The 18,369-nt window shown below is 35.0% G+C and carries 12 protein-coding genes and 1 tRNA gene; 9 read left to right on the forward strand and 4 right to left on the reverse strand.

Going from position 1 to position 18,369, the window contains the following annotated elements:
- Positions 1 to 21: 21 nt before the first annotated feature.
- The 4 genes from HNP25_RS01845 to HNP25_RS01860 form a co-directional block, all read right to left on the reverse strand.
- Entirely contained in the window at positions 22 to 1,560 is a 1,539-nt protein-coding gene (locus HNP25_RS01845) for a tetratricopeptide repeat protein (protein ID WP_184129406.1), read from the reverse strand.
- Complete coding sequence (locus tag HNP25_RS01850) at positions 1,547 to 2,896, reverse strand: hypothetical protein (protein WP_184129409.1); 1,350 nt, start codon at positions 2,894 to 2,896, stop codon at positions 1,547 to 1,549. The genes HNP25_RS01845 and HNP25_RS01850 overlap by 14 nt, the downstream gene beginning before the upstream one ends.
- Before the next feature lie 132 nt (positions 2,897 to 3,028).
- The gene (locus tag HNP25_RS01855) at positions 3,029 to 4,012 is read right to left on the reverse strand and encodes a ribonucleoside-diphosphate reductase small subunit (protein WP_184129412.1); all 984 of its coding nucleotides are present in this window, start codon (positions 4,010 to 4,012) and stop codon (positions 3,029 to 3,031) included.
- A 496-nt stretch (positions 4,013 to 4,508) separates the two neighbouring features.
- A complete protein-coding gene (locus HNP25_RS01860) occupies positions 4,509 to 5,480 on the reverse strand; it encodes a hypothetical protein (RefSeq protein WP_229202761.1) in 972 nt (323 codons plus the stop codon).
- Positions 5,481 to 5,653: 173 nt separating this feature from the next.
- Here HNP25_RS01860 and HNP25_RS01865 point away from each other — a divergent pair, with 173 nt between their 5' ends.
- The 9 genes from HNP25_RS01865 (at position 5,654) to HNP25_RS01905 (ending at position 18,298) form a co-directional block, all read left to right on the forward strand.
- Positions 5,654 to 7,276, forward strand: a complete 1,623-nt coding sequence (locus HNP25_RS01865) for a sodium/sugar symporter (RefSeq protein ID WP_184129414.1) — start codon at positions 5,654 to 5,656, stop codon at positions 7,274 to 7,276.
- Positions 7,277 to 7,407: 131 nt separating this feature from the next.
- On the forward strand, positions 7,408 to 8,280 hold the full coding sequence (locus HNP25_RS01870) for an inositol oxygenase family protein (protein WP_184129417.1): 873 nt from the start codon (positions 7,408 to 7,410) through the stop codon (positions 8,278 to 8,280).
- A 272-nt stretch (positions 8,281 to 8,552) separates the two neighbouring features.
- Positions 8,553 to 10,370, forward strand: coding sequence for a 30S ribosomal protein S1 (gene rpsA, locus HNP25_RS01875; RefSeq protein ID WP_184129420.1), 1,818 nt, complete (start codon positions 8,553 to 8,555; stop codon positions 10,368 to 10,370).
- A 220-nt stretch (positions 10,371 to 10,590) separates the two neighbouring features.
- Positions 10,591 to 10,661: transfer RNA gene (locus HNP25_RS01880), tRNA-Cys, on the forward strand.
- Positions 10,662 to 11,173: 512 nt separating this feature from the next.
- Positions 11,174 to 12,379: a c-type cytochrome gene (locus HNP25_RS01885; RefSeq protein ID WP_229202762.1), complete on the forward strand. Its 1,206-nt coding sequence runs from the start codon at positions 11,174 to 11,176 to the stop codon at positions 12,377 to 12,379.
- A gap of 68 nt (positions 12,380 to 12,447) precedes the next feature.
- Positions 12,448 to 15,528 (forward strand): TAT-variant-translocated molybdopterin oxidoreductase, encoded by a 3,081-nt coding sequence (locus HNP25_RS01890; RefSeq protein ID WP_184129426.1) that lies wholly within the window; start codon positions 12,448 to 12,450, stop codon positions 15,526 to 15,528.
- A 103-nt stretch (positions 15,529 to 15,631) separates the two neighbouring features.
- Positions 15,632 to 17,041, forward strand: coding sequence for an NrfD/PsrC family molybdoenzyme membrane anchor subunit (gene nrfD, locus HNP25_RS01895; RefSeq protein WP_184129429.1), 1,410 nt, complete (start codon positions 15,632 to 15,634; stop codon positions 17,039 to 17,041).
- Between the two features lie 58 nt (positions 17,042 to 17,099).
- A complete protein-coding gene (locus HNP25_RS01900; RefSeq protein ID WP_184129433.1) occupies positions 17,100 to 17,624 on the forward strand; it encodes a DUF3341 domain-containing protein in 525 nt (174 codons plus the stop codon).
- A 56-nt stretch (positions 17,625 to 17,680) separates the two neighbouring features.
- Positions 17,681 to 18,298 carry a c-type cytochrome gene (locus HNP25_RS01905; RefSeq protein WP_184129436.1) on the forward strand — a complete coding sequence of 206 codons (618 nt, stop codon included), beginning with the start codon at positions 17,681 to 17,683 and terminating at the stop codon, positions 18,296 to 18,298.
- The last annotated feature ends 71 nt before the right edge of the window (positions 18,299 to 18,369 follow it).

The raw sequence follows: 18,369 nt of genomic DNA on the forward strand, positions 1-18,369 counted from the left end.
ATTTGATTGATTTAGGGTTAGCTATTCCAAATAGAATGATTTATTAATGATTAGTTGATTTAGGAAATCTAGGTTAGATTTATCAGCTTGGGTATATGGATGTTCTTGACCAAAAAAATCTAATTTTATTTTATATGCTTTTTCTAATAATTCTTTTGCTCTTTCATTGTCTCCCAAGTACATAAGTACTATACCTAAGTTTGAATAACGAATTGCTACAGTGGGGTTATTTTCTCCAAAGGTACTAATGTCAGAAAATAATGCTTTTTCAAATAAATCTTTAGCGGTCTTATAGTCTCCTAAGTTTGCATAGACAGTAGCTAAATTTGCATAACATATTGCTGTCGATGGATGAACTACTCCGAAGTTCTTTTCATTTATTGCTAGAGCTTTATTTAATAAGATTTTAGCCTCTTCATATTCTTTTAGGTCAATATGTACTAATGCTAAGTTTGAATAACTTACAGCAGTATTAACATGGCTTTTGCCAAAATTAATTTCATTTGAAATCAATGTTCTTTTCAGAAGTTTTTTGGCTTCTAGAATATCGCCTAAATCTTTAATTACTAAAGCTAAATTAGAATTGGCTATTGCAGTGGTTGAATGGTTTTTACCAAAATGTTTCTCAGCTAAGGATAAAACTTTTTTAGATAGTGTTTTAGCTTTTTCTAAATCCCCTAAGTCTTTATAGGTACTTGCTAAATTAGAATATGTAATTATAGTATTTGGATGTTCTACACCAAATCTTCTTTCATCGAAACGCAGAATTTTTTCTAATAAAGTTTTGGCTTCATTTAGTTCTCCCAATTCTTGAAGAAGCGTTGCTAAATCATTTTGAATATGGATTATTACATTTTCTAAATCAGGGTTATTTTGTTTTACCAATACTGATAGCAACTGTTTATACAATGTTTTACTTTTTATATAATCAGCATTAAAGCGATATGCACGAGCTAATTTAATTGTCAAATTGTAAATCAACGAAGCATTTTCAGGAGTTTTCTCAAGTGTTGTTAATCTTTTTTCTATTCTTTCAATTTCCTTTTTTGCATCCTCTATATTATCATAATCGTTATTGGTATTATCAAAAGGGATTCTACTTTGAAGATTTTCTGCCGGTAAATTTTCAGATTTTAAACTAATACTTAGGTTGATAATCGAATAAAAATCAGGCATTGTTTTTTGAAAATGTTGTAAAGTATCTCCTCCAAAAGGCACAAATACAATTAATTGAATGGGAAGTGTGGAAAATAAATCTCTTCTCTGGTTAAAGCCAATGGCTAATGCTTGTAAATCTTTTTGAAAGAATAATTCAAATTTTTCGATAAAGACAAAACCTGTTTTACAAGCTAAAATAGAATGAATAAAGGTATCTGGATTAATATTTTCAAGGTTAAATTCGGCAAAAGGTCGTTCTGGATACTTAGCTTTTAAATCATTTTTCACTGTTCTTACCAAATCTAAATGTTGATATTGAACAATAATAAAATGAAAAAGCTCATGTCGTGTTGCACGAATGAGCAATTCAAATTCTGCCTGATTGGAGCTATCCTTGAACATATTGTTGATACAAATTAGAGCGTTCCAAAATAGGGTTTATTCTTTTATAACTTCCACTGTTGTATTCCATCACATAGATGTTTTCTAACATAGTCTGTAATACCTCATCAAAAGGGGTATCTTTTCCTGCACGATTATTTTCAATGATTTTTTTCATTTTTTCCAACATTGGTTCAGTAATATATTGTGCAGTTTGATTCGCCAATCTATTCAAAGCTTTATCTAAAGCCACTTCATCAATTTGCTGTTGCTCATCTTCCACATAAAAAGCCGTAGTTTCCAAAATCTTTAAAAGTTCTCGTGGCGAACCTCCAGAATACTTAATGGCTTTATGTACAATGACTTCGTTTACAAAAAGACTGCTGTCTATCCTTTTATAGACAAACTCTTTGAATTTATTGAAGGCTGTCTCATCTTCTGAGCCATTTCTTTCAATCAATTTTACAAAAGGAAAGGCTTCAACACTACTGAATTGGGTAAGATTCGGTCTTTGGCTCATCAATTCAATCGGTAAAGTAAAAATGGTATAAGCCCTAATCTTATCAATGCGGTTTTGTTCTTCTATAATTATTTTCTTACGAGTATTGGCACTCAGTGTTTTCTCTAAACCATCTACAATGAATAGAATTTCTTGTGCAATGTCATTTTGACGAAGTGAGACATTGACTTCTTCAATAAATTCATTAAAAATAGTCGCAAATGAGTTGAAATTATTTTTAAGGTTCTGTCTAACAACATTCGCTCTTTCATTAGACCCCACCACCCCAGTTTTAAATTTGCCAAAGATATTCAATAAGCTAAAAAGTGGATTTTTAGTACTGATTTCAATTCCTGCTTCTAATTCGGCTTCAACCTTTAAATCTCGTTTAATTTCTGTTTCTCGTTTAGCAAACCAAGTTTCTAATCGTTCTTTGATGCCTTCATTGATAGTCAATTTTTTTTCACTCAACCGCTTAGTTAATTGCTCTAATTGAAGTATCAGAATATCCATGTACTCCAATTCATTCAAATCTAACTCTTGGTCGATATTACAAGTAACACAAAAAAAGCATTGAGGACTATTGAGTTTTTCGGCATATTTGGCTAGTTCGGATGTTTTGCCAGACCCACGCATCCCACCCAGAAAAAGAATGGATTTATTTCCACCATTTAAAGCAACATTGAAAGTGAAAACGTCGTTTTCTCGTTTAACATTTAAGTTTTTATAGACGATTCGGTCTTCAAACTCTCCTCTCAACCCCGAAAAATCGGTGAAAAAAGCATGACTTGGGCCAATCGGTTCATTAAATTTAACCGCTTGGTCTATTTCATTGATTGTTTGAGCTTTACGAGACATAGTATTTTCTATTGTTGATAACTTTACAAATGTAATTCCATTTTGACTAAATTGGAATAGTCTTATTTAAACAAAAAAGCCCTCAGTACAATTATTGTCTGAGGGCTTTGTCGTTATTGCTAGATATATTGACTAAAAATCCTCATCCAAAGAGAATGACATTGATTCTTTTTCAGACATGACACCTGATTTTTGATATTCTGCCACTCTTTTTTCAAAGAAGTTAGTTTTGCCCTGTAATGAAATCATTTCCATGAAATCAAAAGGATTGGTAGCATTATATTTTTTCTGTAAGCCCAAAGCTAATAACAAACGGTCTGCTACAAATTCGATGTATTGGCACATCAATTCTGCATTCATGCCGATTAATGAAACTGGCAACGCATCCGTCACGAATTCTTTTTCAATAGCAACCGCATCCATGATAATTTTATAGACAGAATCTGGTTCTAATTGGTTCTTGATATGGTCTGTATAAAGCAAACAAGCAAAGTCGCAGTGAAGACCTTCATCTCTTGAAATCAATTCGTTCGAGAACGATAAGCCTGGCATTAAACCACGTTTTTTTAACCAGAAGATTGAACAGAAAGAACCCGAGAAGAAAATACCTTCTACAGCAGCAAAAGCAATTAAACGCTCAGCGAAGTTCCCGTCATTAATCCAACGCAATGCCCAGTCAGCTTTTTTCTTTACGCATGGAATTGTATCAACCGCACGCAACATTTTATCTTTTTCTACTGGATTTTTGATATAAGTATCAATCAACAAAGAGTACGTTTCAGAGTGGATGTTTTCCATCATAATCTGGAATCCATAGAAGCATTTTGCTTCAGCATATTGTACTTCAGAAAGGAAATTTACCGCAAGATTTTCGTTTACGATACCATCTGAGGCTGCAAAAAAAGCCAATACGTGCGAGATAAAGTGTCTTTCACCATCATTTAAGCGATTTTCCCAATCGGCTAAATCTTGTTGAAGGTCAATTTCCTCGGCAGTCCAAAAAGAAGCTTCCGCTTTTTTATAGAATTGCCAAATATCGTTTTGCTTAATCGGAAACAATACAAAGCGGTTTGGGTCTTCGACTAAAAGGGGTTCTATTTGCGTAATGTTTGTCATGGTTGTTAAGGGAATTTTTGTTTGTCAGTTTATTTAACTGAACAATCTTTTTCTATATAATACTTTTTGTTATTACTTAATGTTCGATTTTTAGTCATCAAAATCTACGTGTTTTTTAATTCACGATTGAAAGTAATGATAAGCTTTTAATCTTCAAATCACTATTTAACCGAACACCAAAACTAGCGATGAAGTTATATTTTTTAGGAAAAAATTTGATGTTTTTGATAAGCTCGTTTTTTTCAAGACAAGCGATGTTTCAACAAGTAAAATAATCAGATAGAATTTTTAGTGGGCTCTTAGGCAGGTACAAAATACTTGTTAGATAGAAGCTCATATTGATATTATCGCCGAGCTAACTTCTCCAAATTTAGAAAGGTTTTACTTCAATAACTAAGAAAAATTATTGAAATTTTTTAAATCATATTTTCCACCAAATGGTATTTTTTATAAGGTTGAATTGATACTATTGTTTTTCAGAATGTTATCAATGCCCTTAAAAATCTATGCCAGTACTTTTTAAAAATTTGGAAGAAATTTTTGATTTACTTGTGATATATCTTACGCTAAAACCTATGTATGGAGCAACAGGTAAGCTTGAAGTACTGAGATTTTCGTTAGCAGCATTAAAGGTTTTTACTTTTCTAAAACCCGTCAAACCACCTTCAAGACCAAGGTTAAAAACATTCAACACATGTGCATTGCCTGATAAGGTAAACCTAACTTGTTGATAATTTTGGCGACGAATCATTTTTTCTGAAACCGTATATTCTTGATAGCCAGCACTGTATCCATCGTAAACCGAGTTGAAATCCAGATGAAGCCAAGGATTTACTTTATAGCCAACGCTGGCTCTGAAAGGCAAAATGCCAGAAACCTTCCAATCATTTCCGAGTGCTTTTGTGAAACCAAAAACGGGAACAATTCTGAATTTCTGGTTATAAATAATGGCTGTGCCATAAAGTATTTGCGTTTTTAAACCCAGAATTCGCAAACGAGCTGCTCCACCATAAAAGTAAGGTTGTGGATTCAAAAAGGTTTCGTTGCTTTGTGTAATGCCACCGCCAACTGCATACACCCAAAGTTTTTCTCGTAAACTTGCTTTAAGTTGTACATAAGTCATGCCCAAAGTTTTATAACCACCATTTGGGTCATCTTTGCCATCAATGGTTGTGTTGATTTGAGCAAGATTTGCCACCAATAGCGAATGCTTCGCCTGAATATCAGCCTTTTTCCCGAAACCAATCCCTGCCTGAATTTCTGTACTCAAAGGAATAATTCCTAAAGCCGTACTTCTATTGAAGCCAAATTTCTGCCCGTTTGACATAGATGTTTCGGGCATAAATTCGGCTCGTAACGTAATATTTGGATAAAATAATTGGCTTAAAGAAGGCGTTTGTGCCTTACTTTTCGAACAAAAGCAAAGCAACAAAACGCTAAGAAATGAGATGTTTTTTTGAAATAGCATAATAGAGAATTGTTAGTCTTTCTTAAAACGACTTAATCAAAGACTAAAGTATTTGAGCAAAGGTTTGTCTAATCAGGACAGTAATTTTGATAAAATTGCGAGAAAACGAGTAAAAAATAATAATATTTACTTTTAGATATATCTTAGATTAATTTAGATTTTATCCATTTAATATGAATTCGCTTCATCAGCTCGACTACGTCGTTTTTTCATTGTATTTAATACTTGTTGGTTCGTATGGCTATTGGGTATTTCAGCGAGATAAAACAAAAAACTCAACGACAAAAGGCTTTTTTCTAGCCGAAGGTTCACTTACTTGGTGGGCAATCGGAGCATCATTAATTGCTTCAAATATTTCAGCAGAACATTTTATTGGAATGTCAGGCTCAGGCTTTGCCATCGGTTTAGCTATTTCTTCTTATGAATGGATGTCGGCTGCAACCCTAATTGTTGTGGCAGTTTTTTTCATTCCAATTTACTTGAAAAATAAAATCTACACCATGCCACAATTACTGTCATTACGATATAATGATACTGTAGCGACGATTATGGCGGTATTTTGGCTTTTGTTATATGTATTCATTAACCTTACTTCAATTTTATACTTAGGCTCTTTGGCTTTAGAAACCATCACAGGTTTGCAGTTTGAATATTGTATGGTTGCTTTAGCCATTTTTGCGATATTGATTACCCTTGGAGGCATGAAAGTAATCGGTTATACTGATGTTATCCAAGTAGTTGTGTTGATTTTGGGAGGATTAGCCACAACTTATTTAGCCTTAAACATGGTTTCGGATAAATTTGGAGGCGATGGTGTTTTCGATGGATTATCTTTATTAAAAACCAAAGCAGACGACCATTTTCACATGATATTTTCTAAAGGAGACAAGTATTATTATGAACTACCCGGTTTGTCGATATTAATAGGAGGGATGTGGATAAACAATTTGAATTATTGGGGATGTAATCAATACATCGTTCAAAGAGCATTGGGAGCAGATTTAAAAACAGCAAGAAGCGGGATTATTTTTGCAGCCTTTTTAAAACTACTAATTCCATTGATTTGTGTTATTCCAGGAATTGCTGCTTATGTTTTATACGAAAATGGTTCATTACAGCAAGAAATGGTAGATTTACAAGGCATCGTAAAACCAGACCATGCTTATCCTTCTTTAATGAATCTTTTGCCGATGGGTTTGAAAGGACTCGCCTTTGCGGCACTTACCGCAGCAATTGTGGCATCTTTGGCAAGTAAGTGTAATAGTATAGCTACGATTTTCAGTTTAGATATTTATAAAAAAATCTTGAAGAAAGACGCTACTGAGCGAAATACCGTTTTAGTTGGACGATATGCCGTTTGGGTCTCATTTGCGATAGCATTGTTGGTTACGCCACAGCTTCGTCATCTTGAACAAGCTTATCAATTCATTCAAGAGTATTCAAACTATATTACGCCAGGTGCATTTGCGTTGTTTTCTTTAGGATTGTTCTGGAAAAAAACTACTTCAAATGCGGCAATTATTGCTGCCGTATTGACTTTGCCACTTTCGCTTTTATTCAAAATATTACCAGAATGGATAGGAATAGAGCCAATTCCTTTTTTGGATAGAACACTTTGGGTTTATGTAATTTTAGTCGTTTTAATGGTCATAGTTTCCTTAATTGAAGGAAGAAAAAAGGAAGAAACAAAAGGTTTAGCCATAGATTCGAGTATGTTTAAGGTTTCAGATTCTTTTGTGGTTGTTTCGGTACTGATTTGTGGCGTTTTGGCAGCACTTTATACTGTTTTTTGGTAAATCAAAAAGTCGGAATTTCTAAAATTATGCTAGAAAATTCATACTTTTGAAAATATATTTTGTGAGTACAATTATCTAATTTTTTAACATTCAATATCTTAATTTATAGCCATTTAATCTGTTTTGGTCTTATGGAATTTTCAGAAAAAGAAATCGCTCCCTTAGCGAGCCTTGATGTTTGGGAAGACGACGTTTTGCAACGTTATCCTGAAGAAGATACTACTTTTAAAAAGACAAAGGACGAGTATCGTAATTATGATAATCCTGAAAGAGATACCGTTCGGGAGTTTTATCGTTTGAATCACAAGTATCAAACTTATGACTTTGTAAAGCAAAAACAGGCAGAGTTCTTGAAGTTTGATAAAAAAGAAATGCCGATTTGGGATGCTTTTGATTTCTTGAATTCACTGGTTGACGATTCTGATCCTGATACTTCATTAGACCAATGGCAACATTTATTACAAACTTCGGAAGCTATTCGTGCAGACGGACATCCAGATTGGTTTGTATTAACAGGCTTATTGCACGATATGGGTAAAGTACTTTGCCTGTTCGGTGAACCACAATGGGCGGTAGTTGGTGATACTTTCCCAGTAGGTTGTAAGCATTCGGATAAAATTGTTTATTCAGAATACTTTGAGGCAAATCCTGATGCACACGACGAACGTTTTAATACTAAATATGGTGTTTATTCACCAAACTGTGGTTTAAGAAACGTTGATATGTCGTGGGGGCATGATGAATATTTATATCAAATGGTGAAAGATAATTTGCCAGAGCCAGCTTTGTATATGATTCGCTATCACTCATTTTATTCACAACACCGTGAAAACGCTTACGAGCATTTGATGGATGAACATGATCACGAAATGTTTGAATGGGTGAAGAAATTCAATCCTTATGATTTGTATTCAAAACTTCCAGTTCCTCCAGATACAGAAGCATTGAAACCATATTACAAAGAGTTGTTGAAGAAATACTTACCAGCAACTTTGAAGTTTTAAAATAGACATAATAGCCACTCAGTACTCTGGGTGGCTATTGTGTTTTAATTTAGGATTAATAGCAAACAAAATTTCATTACGCTACCATTTCTTCGATATTAGTAAACTTTTTACAGAAAAGCATCAAAAAATATTTTTCCTCCTCATTATCAAATCATTACAAATTTTTTCTATCTTTGCACCCCCGTAAAGTACTACTTTTAGGGAATTTCACTTAATTTCTTCGTCTTTTGCCCGTGACGTTGATGTATAAAGGGCTTTTAATCAAACACATGGCTAACCAATTAGCAGATTTCGACTGGGATGTAGTCGGCACAAAAGGTATCGGTGGAGGTTATTCTGCTGAGCAAAGAGCTCAAATGGAGGCTCTAATCGAGGAAACTTTAAATTTAGTTACTGAGAAACAAGTAGTAAAAGGAACAGTCGTAGGGATTACTGACCGTGAAATTATCTTGAATATTGGTTTCAAATCAGATGGTCTTGTACCAACCTCTGAATTCAGAGATATGCCTGATTTGAAAGTAGGTGATGTAGTAGATGTTTACGTAGAAAACCAAGAAGACAAATCAGGTCAATTGATTCTTTCTCGTAAATTAGCTAAAGTAATGACTGCTTGGAAAAACATCGAAGATGCTCTTGAACAAGACATCGTTATTGATGGTTTCGTGAAACGTCGTACTAAAGGTGGTTTAATCGTGGATATCTATGGTGTAGAAGCATTCTTACCAGGTTCACAAATTGATGTGAAACCAATCCGTGATTTCGACATCTTTGTTGGAAAGAAAATGGAAGTGAAAGTGGTTAAAATTAACCACGCTAACGATAACGTAGTTGTATCTCATAAAGTATTAATCGAGAAAGACCTTGAGCAACAACGCCAGTCTATCTTGACTAACCTTGAAAAAGGACAAGTACTTGAAGGTGTAATCAAAAACATGACTAACTTCGGTGTGTTCATCGACTTGGGTGGTGTAGATGGTTTACTTCACATTACAGATATTTCATGGGGTCGTATCAACCACCCACAAGAAATGCTTAAACTTGACCAAAAAATCCAAGTGGTTGTTTTGGACTTCGATGAGAACAAGAAACGTATTTCATTGGGTATGAAACAATTGCAAGCTCACCCTTGGGATGCTTTAGCAGAAACAACTGAAGTTGGTTCTAAAGTAAAAGGTAAAGTTGTAAACGTTGCTGATTACGGTGCATTCTTAGAAATCACTCAAGGTGTTGAAGGTTTAATCCACGTTTCAGAAATGTCTTGGTCGCAACATTTGCGTAACCCACAAGACTTCTTGAAAGTTGGTGATTTAATTGAAGCGGTAGTATTGACACTTGATCGTTCTGAACGTAAAATGTCATTAGGTATCAAACAATTGACTGAAGATCCTTGGACTAAACAAGATTTGTTAGCTCGTTATGCTATCGGTTCTAAACATACTGGTACTGTTCGTAACTTAACAAACTTTGGTTTATTCCTTGAATTAGAAGAAGGTATTGATGGTTTGGTTCACGTATCTGACTTGTCTTGGACTAAGAAAATCAAGCATCCATCTGAATTCGTTAAAGTTGGCGAAAAATTAGATGTTATCGTTCTTGAATTAGATGCTGACAACCGTCGTTTAGCTTTAGGACATAAGCAATTGGAAGAAAACCCTTGGGATACTTTCGAATCAATCTTCACAGTAGGTTCAGTACATAAATCTACAATCGTTGCGAAGAATGATAAAGGAGCTACTTTAGAGTTACCTTACGGAATCGAAGGATTCGCTCCATTGAAGCAATTAGCGAAAGAAGATGGTTCAGTTGCTGAAATCGGTGAACAATTAGATTTCAAAGTAATTGAATTCCAAAAAGAAGATCGTAAAATTGTTCTTTCTCACTTGAGAGTTTACAACGATGCTAAAGAAGAAGCAGTTGTTGAAGAGAAAAAGAAAACAGCTAAAGACGTACAGAAATTAGCTGATAATACTGAAAAATCTACTTTAGGTGATTTAGATGCTCTTTCAGCATTGAAAGCTCAAATGGAAGATTCAGCTCGTGAAGAGGCAAAAAAGAAATTAGATAAAAAAGCAAATACTGCTGAATAGTCTTTTTCCTTAATGAATGTAAAAACGACCTATTGGCTTTGCTGATAGGTCGTTTTTTTGTTATTTACACTCTAAACTTACTAATTTGATAATGTTTTAAGGTGCTTTAAGCCAATAAGTTATATTAAATAAAGCTTCTTTTTTGAAAAAGATTACAGATAAATGTCAATGATACTTTTGTTTTAATCTTTTTTCTATTAATTTTGCACTCCAATCAAATGGTCTTGTGGCCGAGTGGCTAGGCAGAGCTCTGCAAAAGCTTCCACAGCGGTTCGAATCCGCTCGAGACCTCAGATTCAAAAGCCTTTTAGCATTCGCTAAAAGGCTTTTTTTGTATCTTTTGATGGATGATAACTTTTGTGTTAGAATTTAGTTAATTCTTTAGGGTAATTTTACTTATATAAAATCAATCTAAATATTGTTTTCGTACTGCAAAAAATCAATTCTTTATTACCTTTATGAGCGGTTAATTTAGATATAAGGGTGGTCTTGATATTGTACAAACGAATCAGCGTAAATTTCAATACGATAAAGTGGCTAAATTATGCCCTTGCTTAGAAAGATTCTAAATTGATAAGAGCGATACGAAATTTGCAAAAAATGCACATTGAATTAATTGGTTCATAAATAATCCAATTGTACTTTTGTGACCCGCAAAAGTGTCTAATTGATAATATTGCAGGGAAAAATGAACTTGTGTCTCTAATTTACTGAAAGAGTAATCAAGTTGAGATAATTGAAAGAATTGAATTAAATCTTGTATTTTAATATAAATGTTCTGTTATAAAACGATTATGATAACCATGAAACGCTTGAAAATTGTTGCACTAACGGCAGTTTTAGGCTTCTTCGCCGCAACTGTGAATGTTAACGCACAAGACGTAGCCGAGGGTGAACAAATTTTCAAAAACAACTGTGCAGCTTGTCACAATACAAGCGATGAGACCCTAGTTGGTCCTGGATTGAAGGGGATTGGTGAAAGAAGACCCTTGGATTGGATTGTTAAATGGGTACACAATCCTCAGGCCGTAATTGCATCTGGCGACAAATATGCGAACGATCTTTTTAAGAAGTTCAATCAAGCTCAGATGACTGCTTATCCAAACTATTCTGAAGATCAAATCAAAAGTGTTATTGCTTACATTGATGCACAGGCGGCACCAGCAGCTCCAGTAGCAGGAGAAGGTGGAGCAGTAGCAACTACTCCGGCAGAAGGTTCTTCAAACGGTGGAATGATGCAATATATTTTAGTAGCATTGTTAGGCGTAATGATTCTTGTTTTAGTTGCGTTATTATCAATTGTTTCTTCTCTTTCAAAATTAGCTTCTGTAGATCCTAATTCAGATGAAGCTAAAAATGTTCCTTTCTTTCAGAAAATTGCTGAAAATGGAAAGAAGTTAGCTGCAAATAGTGCTTTCAAAACGGGTGCAGCTTTGTTAATCACTCTTTTGATAGGTAAAGCTACTATCGATACTGCTTATGGAGTTGGTATTCACCAAGGTTATGCTCCAGAGCAACCAATTCAATTCTCGCACAAATTACATGCTGGTCAGTACGAAATCAATTGTAATTACTGTCATACAGGTGTTTATAAAGGAAAAGGTGCAAACATTCCTTCTGCAAACATTTGTATGAACTGCCATAATGTTATCAAACGTGAGTCTCCTGAAATTCAAAAAATCTATCGTTCTTTAGAAAACGACGAGCCGATTCAATGGGTTAGAGTACACAATTTGCCAGATTTAGCTTATTTCAATCACTCTCAACACACAAATGTTGGTGGTTTGGAGTGTACTAATTGTCATGGTGAAATCAACAAAATGGAAGTGGTTGAACAACGTTCATCATTAACGATGGGTTGGTGTATCGACTGTCACAGAAAGACAGAAGTAAACACTAAAGACAACGCTTACTACGACAAATTGGTAGAATTACACAATAAAGAAAACAAAGAACCTTTGAAAGTTCAAAACATCGGAGGTTTAGAGTGTTCAAAATGTCACTATTAATCAAAATGATTTTCAGTATTGACATTTTAAGTTTATAATCAAGATATTTCGTTATACATATTAGATATATGGAAAATAATACAAAACGATATTGGAGAGGGCTTGAGGAATTAACCAATGAAGCAGAATTTGTAAAGTATGCTCATCGTGAATTTGGAGATGCCCCTACAACGGATGAAAAAGGAGAAGCTATTATTGATGGTACAAACACCAATCGCCGTGACTTTTTAAAAGTACTTGGTTTTGGAGTATCAGCAGTTACTTTGGCAGCTTGCGAAGCGCCAGTAAAAAAGACTATCCCTTATTTGAACAAACCAGAAGATGTAGAACCAACGATTGCAAACTGGTATGCATCTACTTTTACAGATGGTGGTGACTATGCTTCGGTATTAGTTAAAACTCGTGAAGGTCGTCCAATTAAAATTGAAGTAAACCCTCAGTCATCTCTTACAAAAGGTATTTCTGCTCGTGTTCATGCTTCTGTTTTAAGTCTTTATGACAACGAAAAGTTAAAAGGTGCTTTAATTGCAGGAGCTAGTGCAGACTGGAAAGTAGCTGACAAAGAAATTATTTCAGAACTTACTAAAGTAGCAGCTAAAGGTGGACAGATTAGAATTGTATCAAATACAATTTTATCACCAACTACCAAAAAAGTAATCTCTGAGTTTATTGCAAAATATCCTACAACACAATTAGTAACTTATGATGCTAACTCGTTGTCTGGTCTTGCACAAGCAAACGGAGGTATTTTACCAAGTTTTGATTTTAGTAAAGCAAAAACGATTGTTTCTATCGGTGCTGATTTCTTAGGAACTTGGTTATCAGGAGATGAATTTTCAGAACAATGGGCTAAAACTCGTAGAGTTAGCTCTGCTGAAGGTGGAAACAAAGAGATGTCTCGTCATTATCAGTTTGAGACTATCATGTCTATGACTGGTGCTAATTCAGATTATCGTGCAACTTATAAACCATCGCAAGAAGGTTTAGTTGTAGCTTCACTTTACAATGCAGTAGCTTCTAAACTTGGTGCTACAACGATTGCTACTTCAACTGTAAAAGTTGATCATCTTGATAAAGCTGCTGCTGACTTAGTAGCAACTAAAGGTGCATCATTGGTTGTTTCTGGTTCAAATGATCCAGCGGTTCAGTCAATTATTGTTGCTATCAACAGTTTGTTAGGATCTTACGGAACGACTATTGATGCAGGTTCTCCTGTAAACTATCGTTCAGGTTCAGATTCAGCAATGAATAGCTTTATTTCTGAAGCGAAAGCTGGTCAAATTGCTGCAGTAATCTTCTATAATGCTAATCCAGTGTATAACCACCCACGTGGAGCAGAATTAGCAGAAGCATTACCAAAAATTGGATTAACGATTTCAACTAACGACAGAGCAGACGAAACAGGTTCACTTTGTAAATATAGTACTCCAGATTCTCATTATTTAGAATCTTGGAATGATTCAGAACCTAAGAAAGGTTACTTCTCATTCATTCAGCCTACTATCTTAACAATTTTCAAGACTCGTCAAGCACAATCTAGCTTCTTAACATGGGCAGGATTGAACGGAGACTATGCTACTTATCTTGAAAATAGTTGGTCTGCAATTTTAGGCGGAAAAGTTGCTTGGTCTAAAGTATTGCACGATGGTATTTATGAGTTAGGTTCAACTGTTTCTGCAGTAACACCAGCTGTAAATCTTGCAGAAGCTGCTACTTTAGTTGCTAAAAACTATAAAGCTACTTCTGATAAAATGGAATTAGCTATTTATGAAAAAGTAATTATGGGTTCTGGTTCTCAGGCAAATAACCCTTGGTTACAAGAATGTCCAGAGCCAGTTTCTAAAGCATGTTGGGGTAATTATGCCACTGTATCTTTAGCAACGGCTAAAAAATTAGCTTTAGAACAAGAAGTAGAATTAGATACGCTTGAAGTAGAAGTAACAGTAAATGGTAAATCTGTTAAGTTACCGTTCATTGTTCAACCAGGTCAGGCAAACGATACAGTAGCTATCGCTATAGGTTACGGACGCACTAAAGCTGGTAAATCTGCTGATGGTGTAGGTGTCAACGCTTATCCATTTGCTTCAGTTGTTAATGGAAATATCGCTTACTTCAATGTAGGTGATGTTCAAGTAAAAGCAACAGGCGAAACTGCTAAAATTGCTCGTACGCAAACTCACAATACAGTAATGGCTCGTGAGGCTGTAGTTCAAGAAACTGTACTAGGTGCTTACAAGAAAAATGTAGAAGCTGGTCGTTTCAAACCAGAAATTTCAACAGCAGAAGGTAAGAAAAGTGCATTAGACATTACATTGTGGAATGGTCACAAATATAATAATCACGCATGGGGTATGGTCATTGACCTTAACACATGTACTGGTTGTTCAGCTTGTGTGGTTTCTTGTAATGCTGAAAATAATATTGCAGTAGTTGGTCGTCAAGAAGTAATTAACCGTCGTGAAATGCACTGGATGCGTATCGACCGTTATTATTCTTCTGATGCTGATGTGGAAGATGTAAAAGGATTAGAATATGCTTCTGAAAATCCAGAAGTTGTATTTCAACCAATGTTATGTCAACACTGTAATAACGCTCCTTGTGAAACAGTTTGTCCAGTATTGGCAACTACTCACTCTACAGAAGGACTTAACCAAATGACTTACAACCGTTGTATCGGTACACGTTACTGTGCTAACAACTGTCCATATAAAGTTCGTCGTTTCAACTGGTTCCGTTATTATCAAACAGATGAGTATGATTTCCACTTCAACAACGATTTAGGTCGTATGGTGATTAACCCAGACGTAACAGTTCGTTCACGTGGAGTTATGGAAAAATGCTCAATGTGTGTTCAACGTATCCAAGCAGGTAAATTAGAAGCGAAGAAAGAAAAGAGAAGACCAAAAGATGGAGAAATCCAAACTGCTTGTTCTCAGTCTTGTCCAACTAATGCTATTACTTTTGGAGATATGAATGATGAAACATCAGAAATCTCAAAATTATTAGCAGTAGAACGTAAAGGCCGTGCATTTGGTGTAATCGAAGAAATTAATGTTAAGCCAAGTATTTCTTACTTAGTGAAAATCCGTAACAAGGATGAAGTAGTTAAAAAAGAAGAGGCTAAAGCTGAGCATAAAGAACACGCATAATATTGTCAGAATGATATTGAAGAGTAATATTTATAAATAGATTTTACTCTTCAATCATTTTTTTTGATCCATCACTGAAATTAAAACTATCAAATATTAAAATATGTCGCACGTAGTATCACCCATAAGAGAAACCCTCGTTTCAGGCGGTAAATCTTATCACGACGTTACAAATGATATTTGTAAGCAAGTAGAAGGGGCTCCAACGAAGGAATGGAAAATTGCTTTCGGAGTATCTCTCGTAGTTTTTGCTTACGGTGCTTATTGTCTATTCTGGACATGGTGGCAAGGAATCGGAGTCTGGGGCTTAAATAAAACAGTTGGCTGGGCTTGGGATATTACCAACTTCGTATGGTGGGTAGGTATTGGGCACGCTGGTACTTTGATTTCTGCAGTACTTTTATTGTTCCGTCAGAAATGGAGAACATCTATTAACCGTGCTGCTGAAGCAATGACAATTTTTGCCGTACTTTGTGCTGCTTCATTTATCTTGGCTCACATGGGTCGTCCTTGGTTATTCCACTGGGCATTACCTTTGCCAAATACATTTGGTTCACTTTGGGTAAACTTCAACTCTCCATTAGTTTGGGACGTTTTCGCTATCTCAACTTACCTTTCAGTATCATTAGTATTCTGGTATTTAGGACTTGTTCCGGATTTAGCAACAATTCGTGATAGAGCACAAACTAAAGCTTCTAAATTCTGGTACGGTTTGTTTAGTTTAGGTTGGAATGGTTCAGCAAAAACTTGGGCACGTTATGAATACGTATCTTTAATTCTTGCAGGTATTTCAACGCCACTTGTACTTTCTGTACACACGATTGTATCAATGGACTTTGCAACTTCTGTAATTCCAGGATGGCATACAACTATTTTCCCTCCATACTTCGTTGCTGGTGCGATTTTCTCAGGTTTTGCAATGGTACAATCTTTATTATTGATTACTCGTGTAGTATTCAAACTAGAAGATTATATCACAATTGAGCACATCGAAATGATGAACATCATCATTACTGTTACAGGTTCAATCGTAGGTATTGCTTATTTAACGGAATTCTTCATTGCTTGGTATTCAGGAGTAGAGTATGAAAGTTACTGTTTCGTTAACCGTGCTACTGGACCTTACTGGTGGGCATATTGGATGATGATGAGCTGTAACGTTATTTCTCCACAACTTTTCTGGTTCAAAAAATTACGTACAAGTATCCTTGTTTCATTCATTTTATCTGTGATTGTAAATATCGGTATGTGGTTCGAACGTTTTGTAATTATCGTTTCTTCATTACACCGTGATTATATCCCTTCTTCATGGGCTATGTTCTCGCCAACAATGTATGATATTGGTGATTATATTTTCTCTTTCGGATTATTCTTTACATTATTCTTCTTGTTTGCGAAATTCTTACCTGTAATCAATATGTTCGAGGTTAAGTCTGTAATGAAAGGTGTTTCAACAAACTACCCTTTCAAGAAAAAACAAGGGGGAGAAAAATCTAAAGAAAATGTTCACTAGTAATTAAGTTCAACATTTTACTAGTTACAAATCACAAAACAGAATAAAGATTCAAACAATGGATTCAACAGAAAGATATTTAGTCGGAGTATATGATGATGATGATGAAGTCTTACAAGCTGTAACAACAGTGAAGAAAAGCGGAATCAAAATCGAGGAAGTTTATACTCCATTCCCAATTCACGGATTAGATGTTGCAATTGGGCATCCACGTACTCGTATTCCTATCGCAGCCTTTTTATTCGGTTGTTTAGGTTTAACATGTATTTTCTCTTTGATAAACTATACAATGGTTTTCGACTGGCCAATGATTATTGGGGGTAAAGATTTCTTTGCTTTACCAGACTGGATTCCAGTTTCATTTGAAGGTACAGTATTGTTTACTGCCTTTGGTATGGTTGGTACTTTCTTAGTATCAAACAGCTTATGGCCAGGTAAGAAACCAAGAACTTTCGATTTAAGAAGCACAGATGATAGATTTATTTTGACTGTCAATATGGCAAATAATAAAAAGTCAGAATCAGAAATCGAATCTATTTTGAAAGCAACTGGTGCAATCGAAGTGAACGTTAAGCAATTTTAGTTTATGTCACTTGAAATGATTTCTAAGTGATTGACGAAAAAAATATTTCTAAAATTATGTTTACTAACAAAACAAAAAGTCTTTTAGTAAGTGGGGTTATCGCATTATCACTAACTGCTTGTAAAGACAAACATAACGATCCAGGTACTGAATTTGCTCCTAACATGTATCATTCGGTAGGATATGAGCCAATGTCACAGTCAGAAGGAGATACAAACCATATTAATCCATACGGAATGAATATGCGTTTACCTGTAAAAGGAACTGTACCTCGTAGTAATTTTGGTAAAACACAAAGTGATTCTGTGAACGCTAAATTACTTCAAATGGATTTAATTGCTCGAAACATTAAATCTGGAGACATGGCTTCTTCTGAAGCTATGTTAAGTAATCCTTTTGCTCCGACAGAGAAAAATCTTGAGTCTGGAAAAGAACAATACGAAAGATTCTGTCAGCACTGTCATGGTGAGGCTGGAAAAGGGGATGGTCTTGTTGGAAAAAAATATGCAGGTGTGCCTGTATATTCATCTGATGCTTTGAAAGATGTAAATGACGGACATATTTATCATACAATTACACATGGAAAAGGCAGAATGTGGGCTCATGGTTCACAGATTTCTTCTGCTGACCGTTGGAAGATTGTATTGTATGTTCATGAATTACAAAAGCAATAGTATTTCTTGCTAAAGATTATTTCGGAGTTTCATTGCAAACTCTTTAAAAGTATAAAATCAAACTTACAAAC

It is taken from the genome of Arcicella rosea (genome assembly GCF_014204325.1).
GTDB lineage: Bacteria > Bacteroidota > Bacteroidia > Cytophagales > Spirosomataceae > Arcicella > Arcicella rosea_A.

Bases quoted from the DNA above. Each gene is read 5' to 3' on its own strand.
- HNP25_RS01845 (WP_184129406.1), bottom strand. From the start codon at position 1,560: ATGTTCAAGGATAGCTCCAATCAGGCAGAATTTGAATTGCTCATTCGT.
- HNP25_RS01850 (WP_184129409.1), bottom strand. From the start codon at position 2,896: ATGTCTCGTAAAGCTCAAACAATCAATGAAATAGACCAAGCGGTTAAA.
- HNP25_RS01855 (WP_184129412.1), bottom strand. From the start codon at position 4,012: ATGACAAACATTACGCAAATAGAACCCCTTTTAGTCGAAGACCCAAAC.
- HNP25_RS01860 (WP_229202761.1), bottom strand. From the start codon at position 5,480: ATGCTATTTCAAAAAAACATCTCATTTCTTAGCGTTTTGTTGCTTTGC.
- HNP25_RS01865 (WP_184129414.1), top strand. From the start codon at position 5,654: ATGAATTCGCTTCATCAGCTCGACTACGTCGTTTTTTCATTGTATTTA.
- HNP25_RS01870 (WP_184129417.1), top strand. From the start codon at position 7,408: ATGGAATTTTCAGAAAAAGAAATCGCTCCCTTAGCGAGCCTTGATGTT.
- rpsA (WP_184129420.1), top strand. From the start codon at position 8,553: ATGGCTAACCAATTAGCAGATTTCGACTGGGATGTAGTCGGCACAAAA.
- HNP25_RS01885 (WP_229202762.1), top strand. From the start codon at position 11,174: ATGAAACGCTTGAAAATTGTTGCACTAACGGCAGTTTTAGGCTTCTTC.
- HNP25_RS01890 (WP_184129426.1), top strand. From the start codon at position 12,448: ATGGAAAATAATACAAAACGATATTGGAGAGGGCTTGAGGAATTAACC.
- nrfD (WP_184129429.1), top strand. From the start codon at position 15,632: ATGTCGCACGTAGTATCACCCATAAGAGAAACCCTCGTTTCAGGCGGT.
- HNP25_RS01900 (WP_184129433.1), top strand. From the start codon at position 17,100: ATGGATTCAACAGAAAGATATTTAGTCGGAGTATATGATGATGATGAT.
- HNP25_RS01905 (WP_184129436.1), top strand. From the start codon at position 17,681: ATGTTTACTAACAAAACAAAAAGTCTTTTAGTAAGTGGGGTTATCGCA.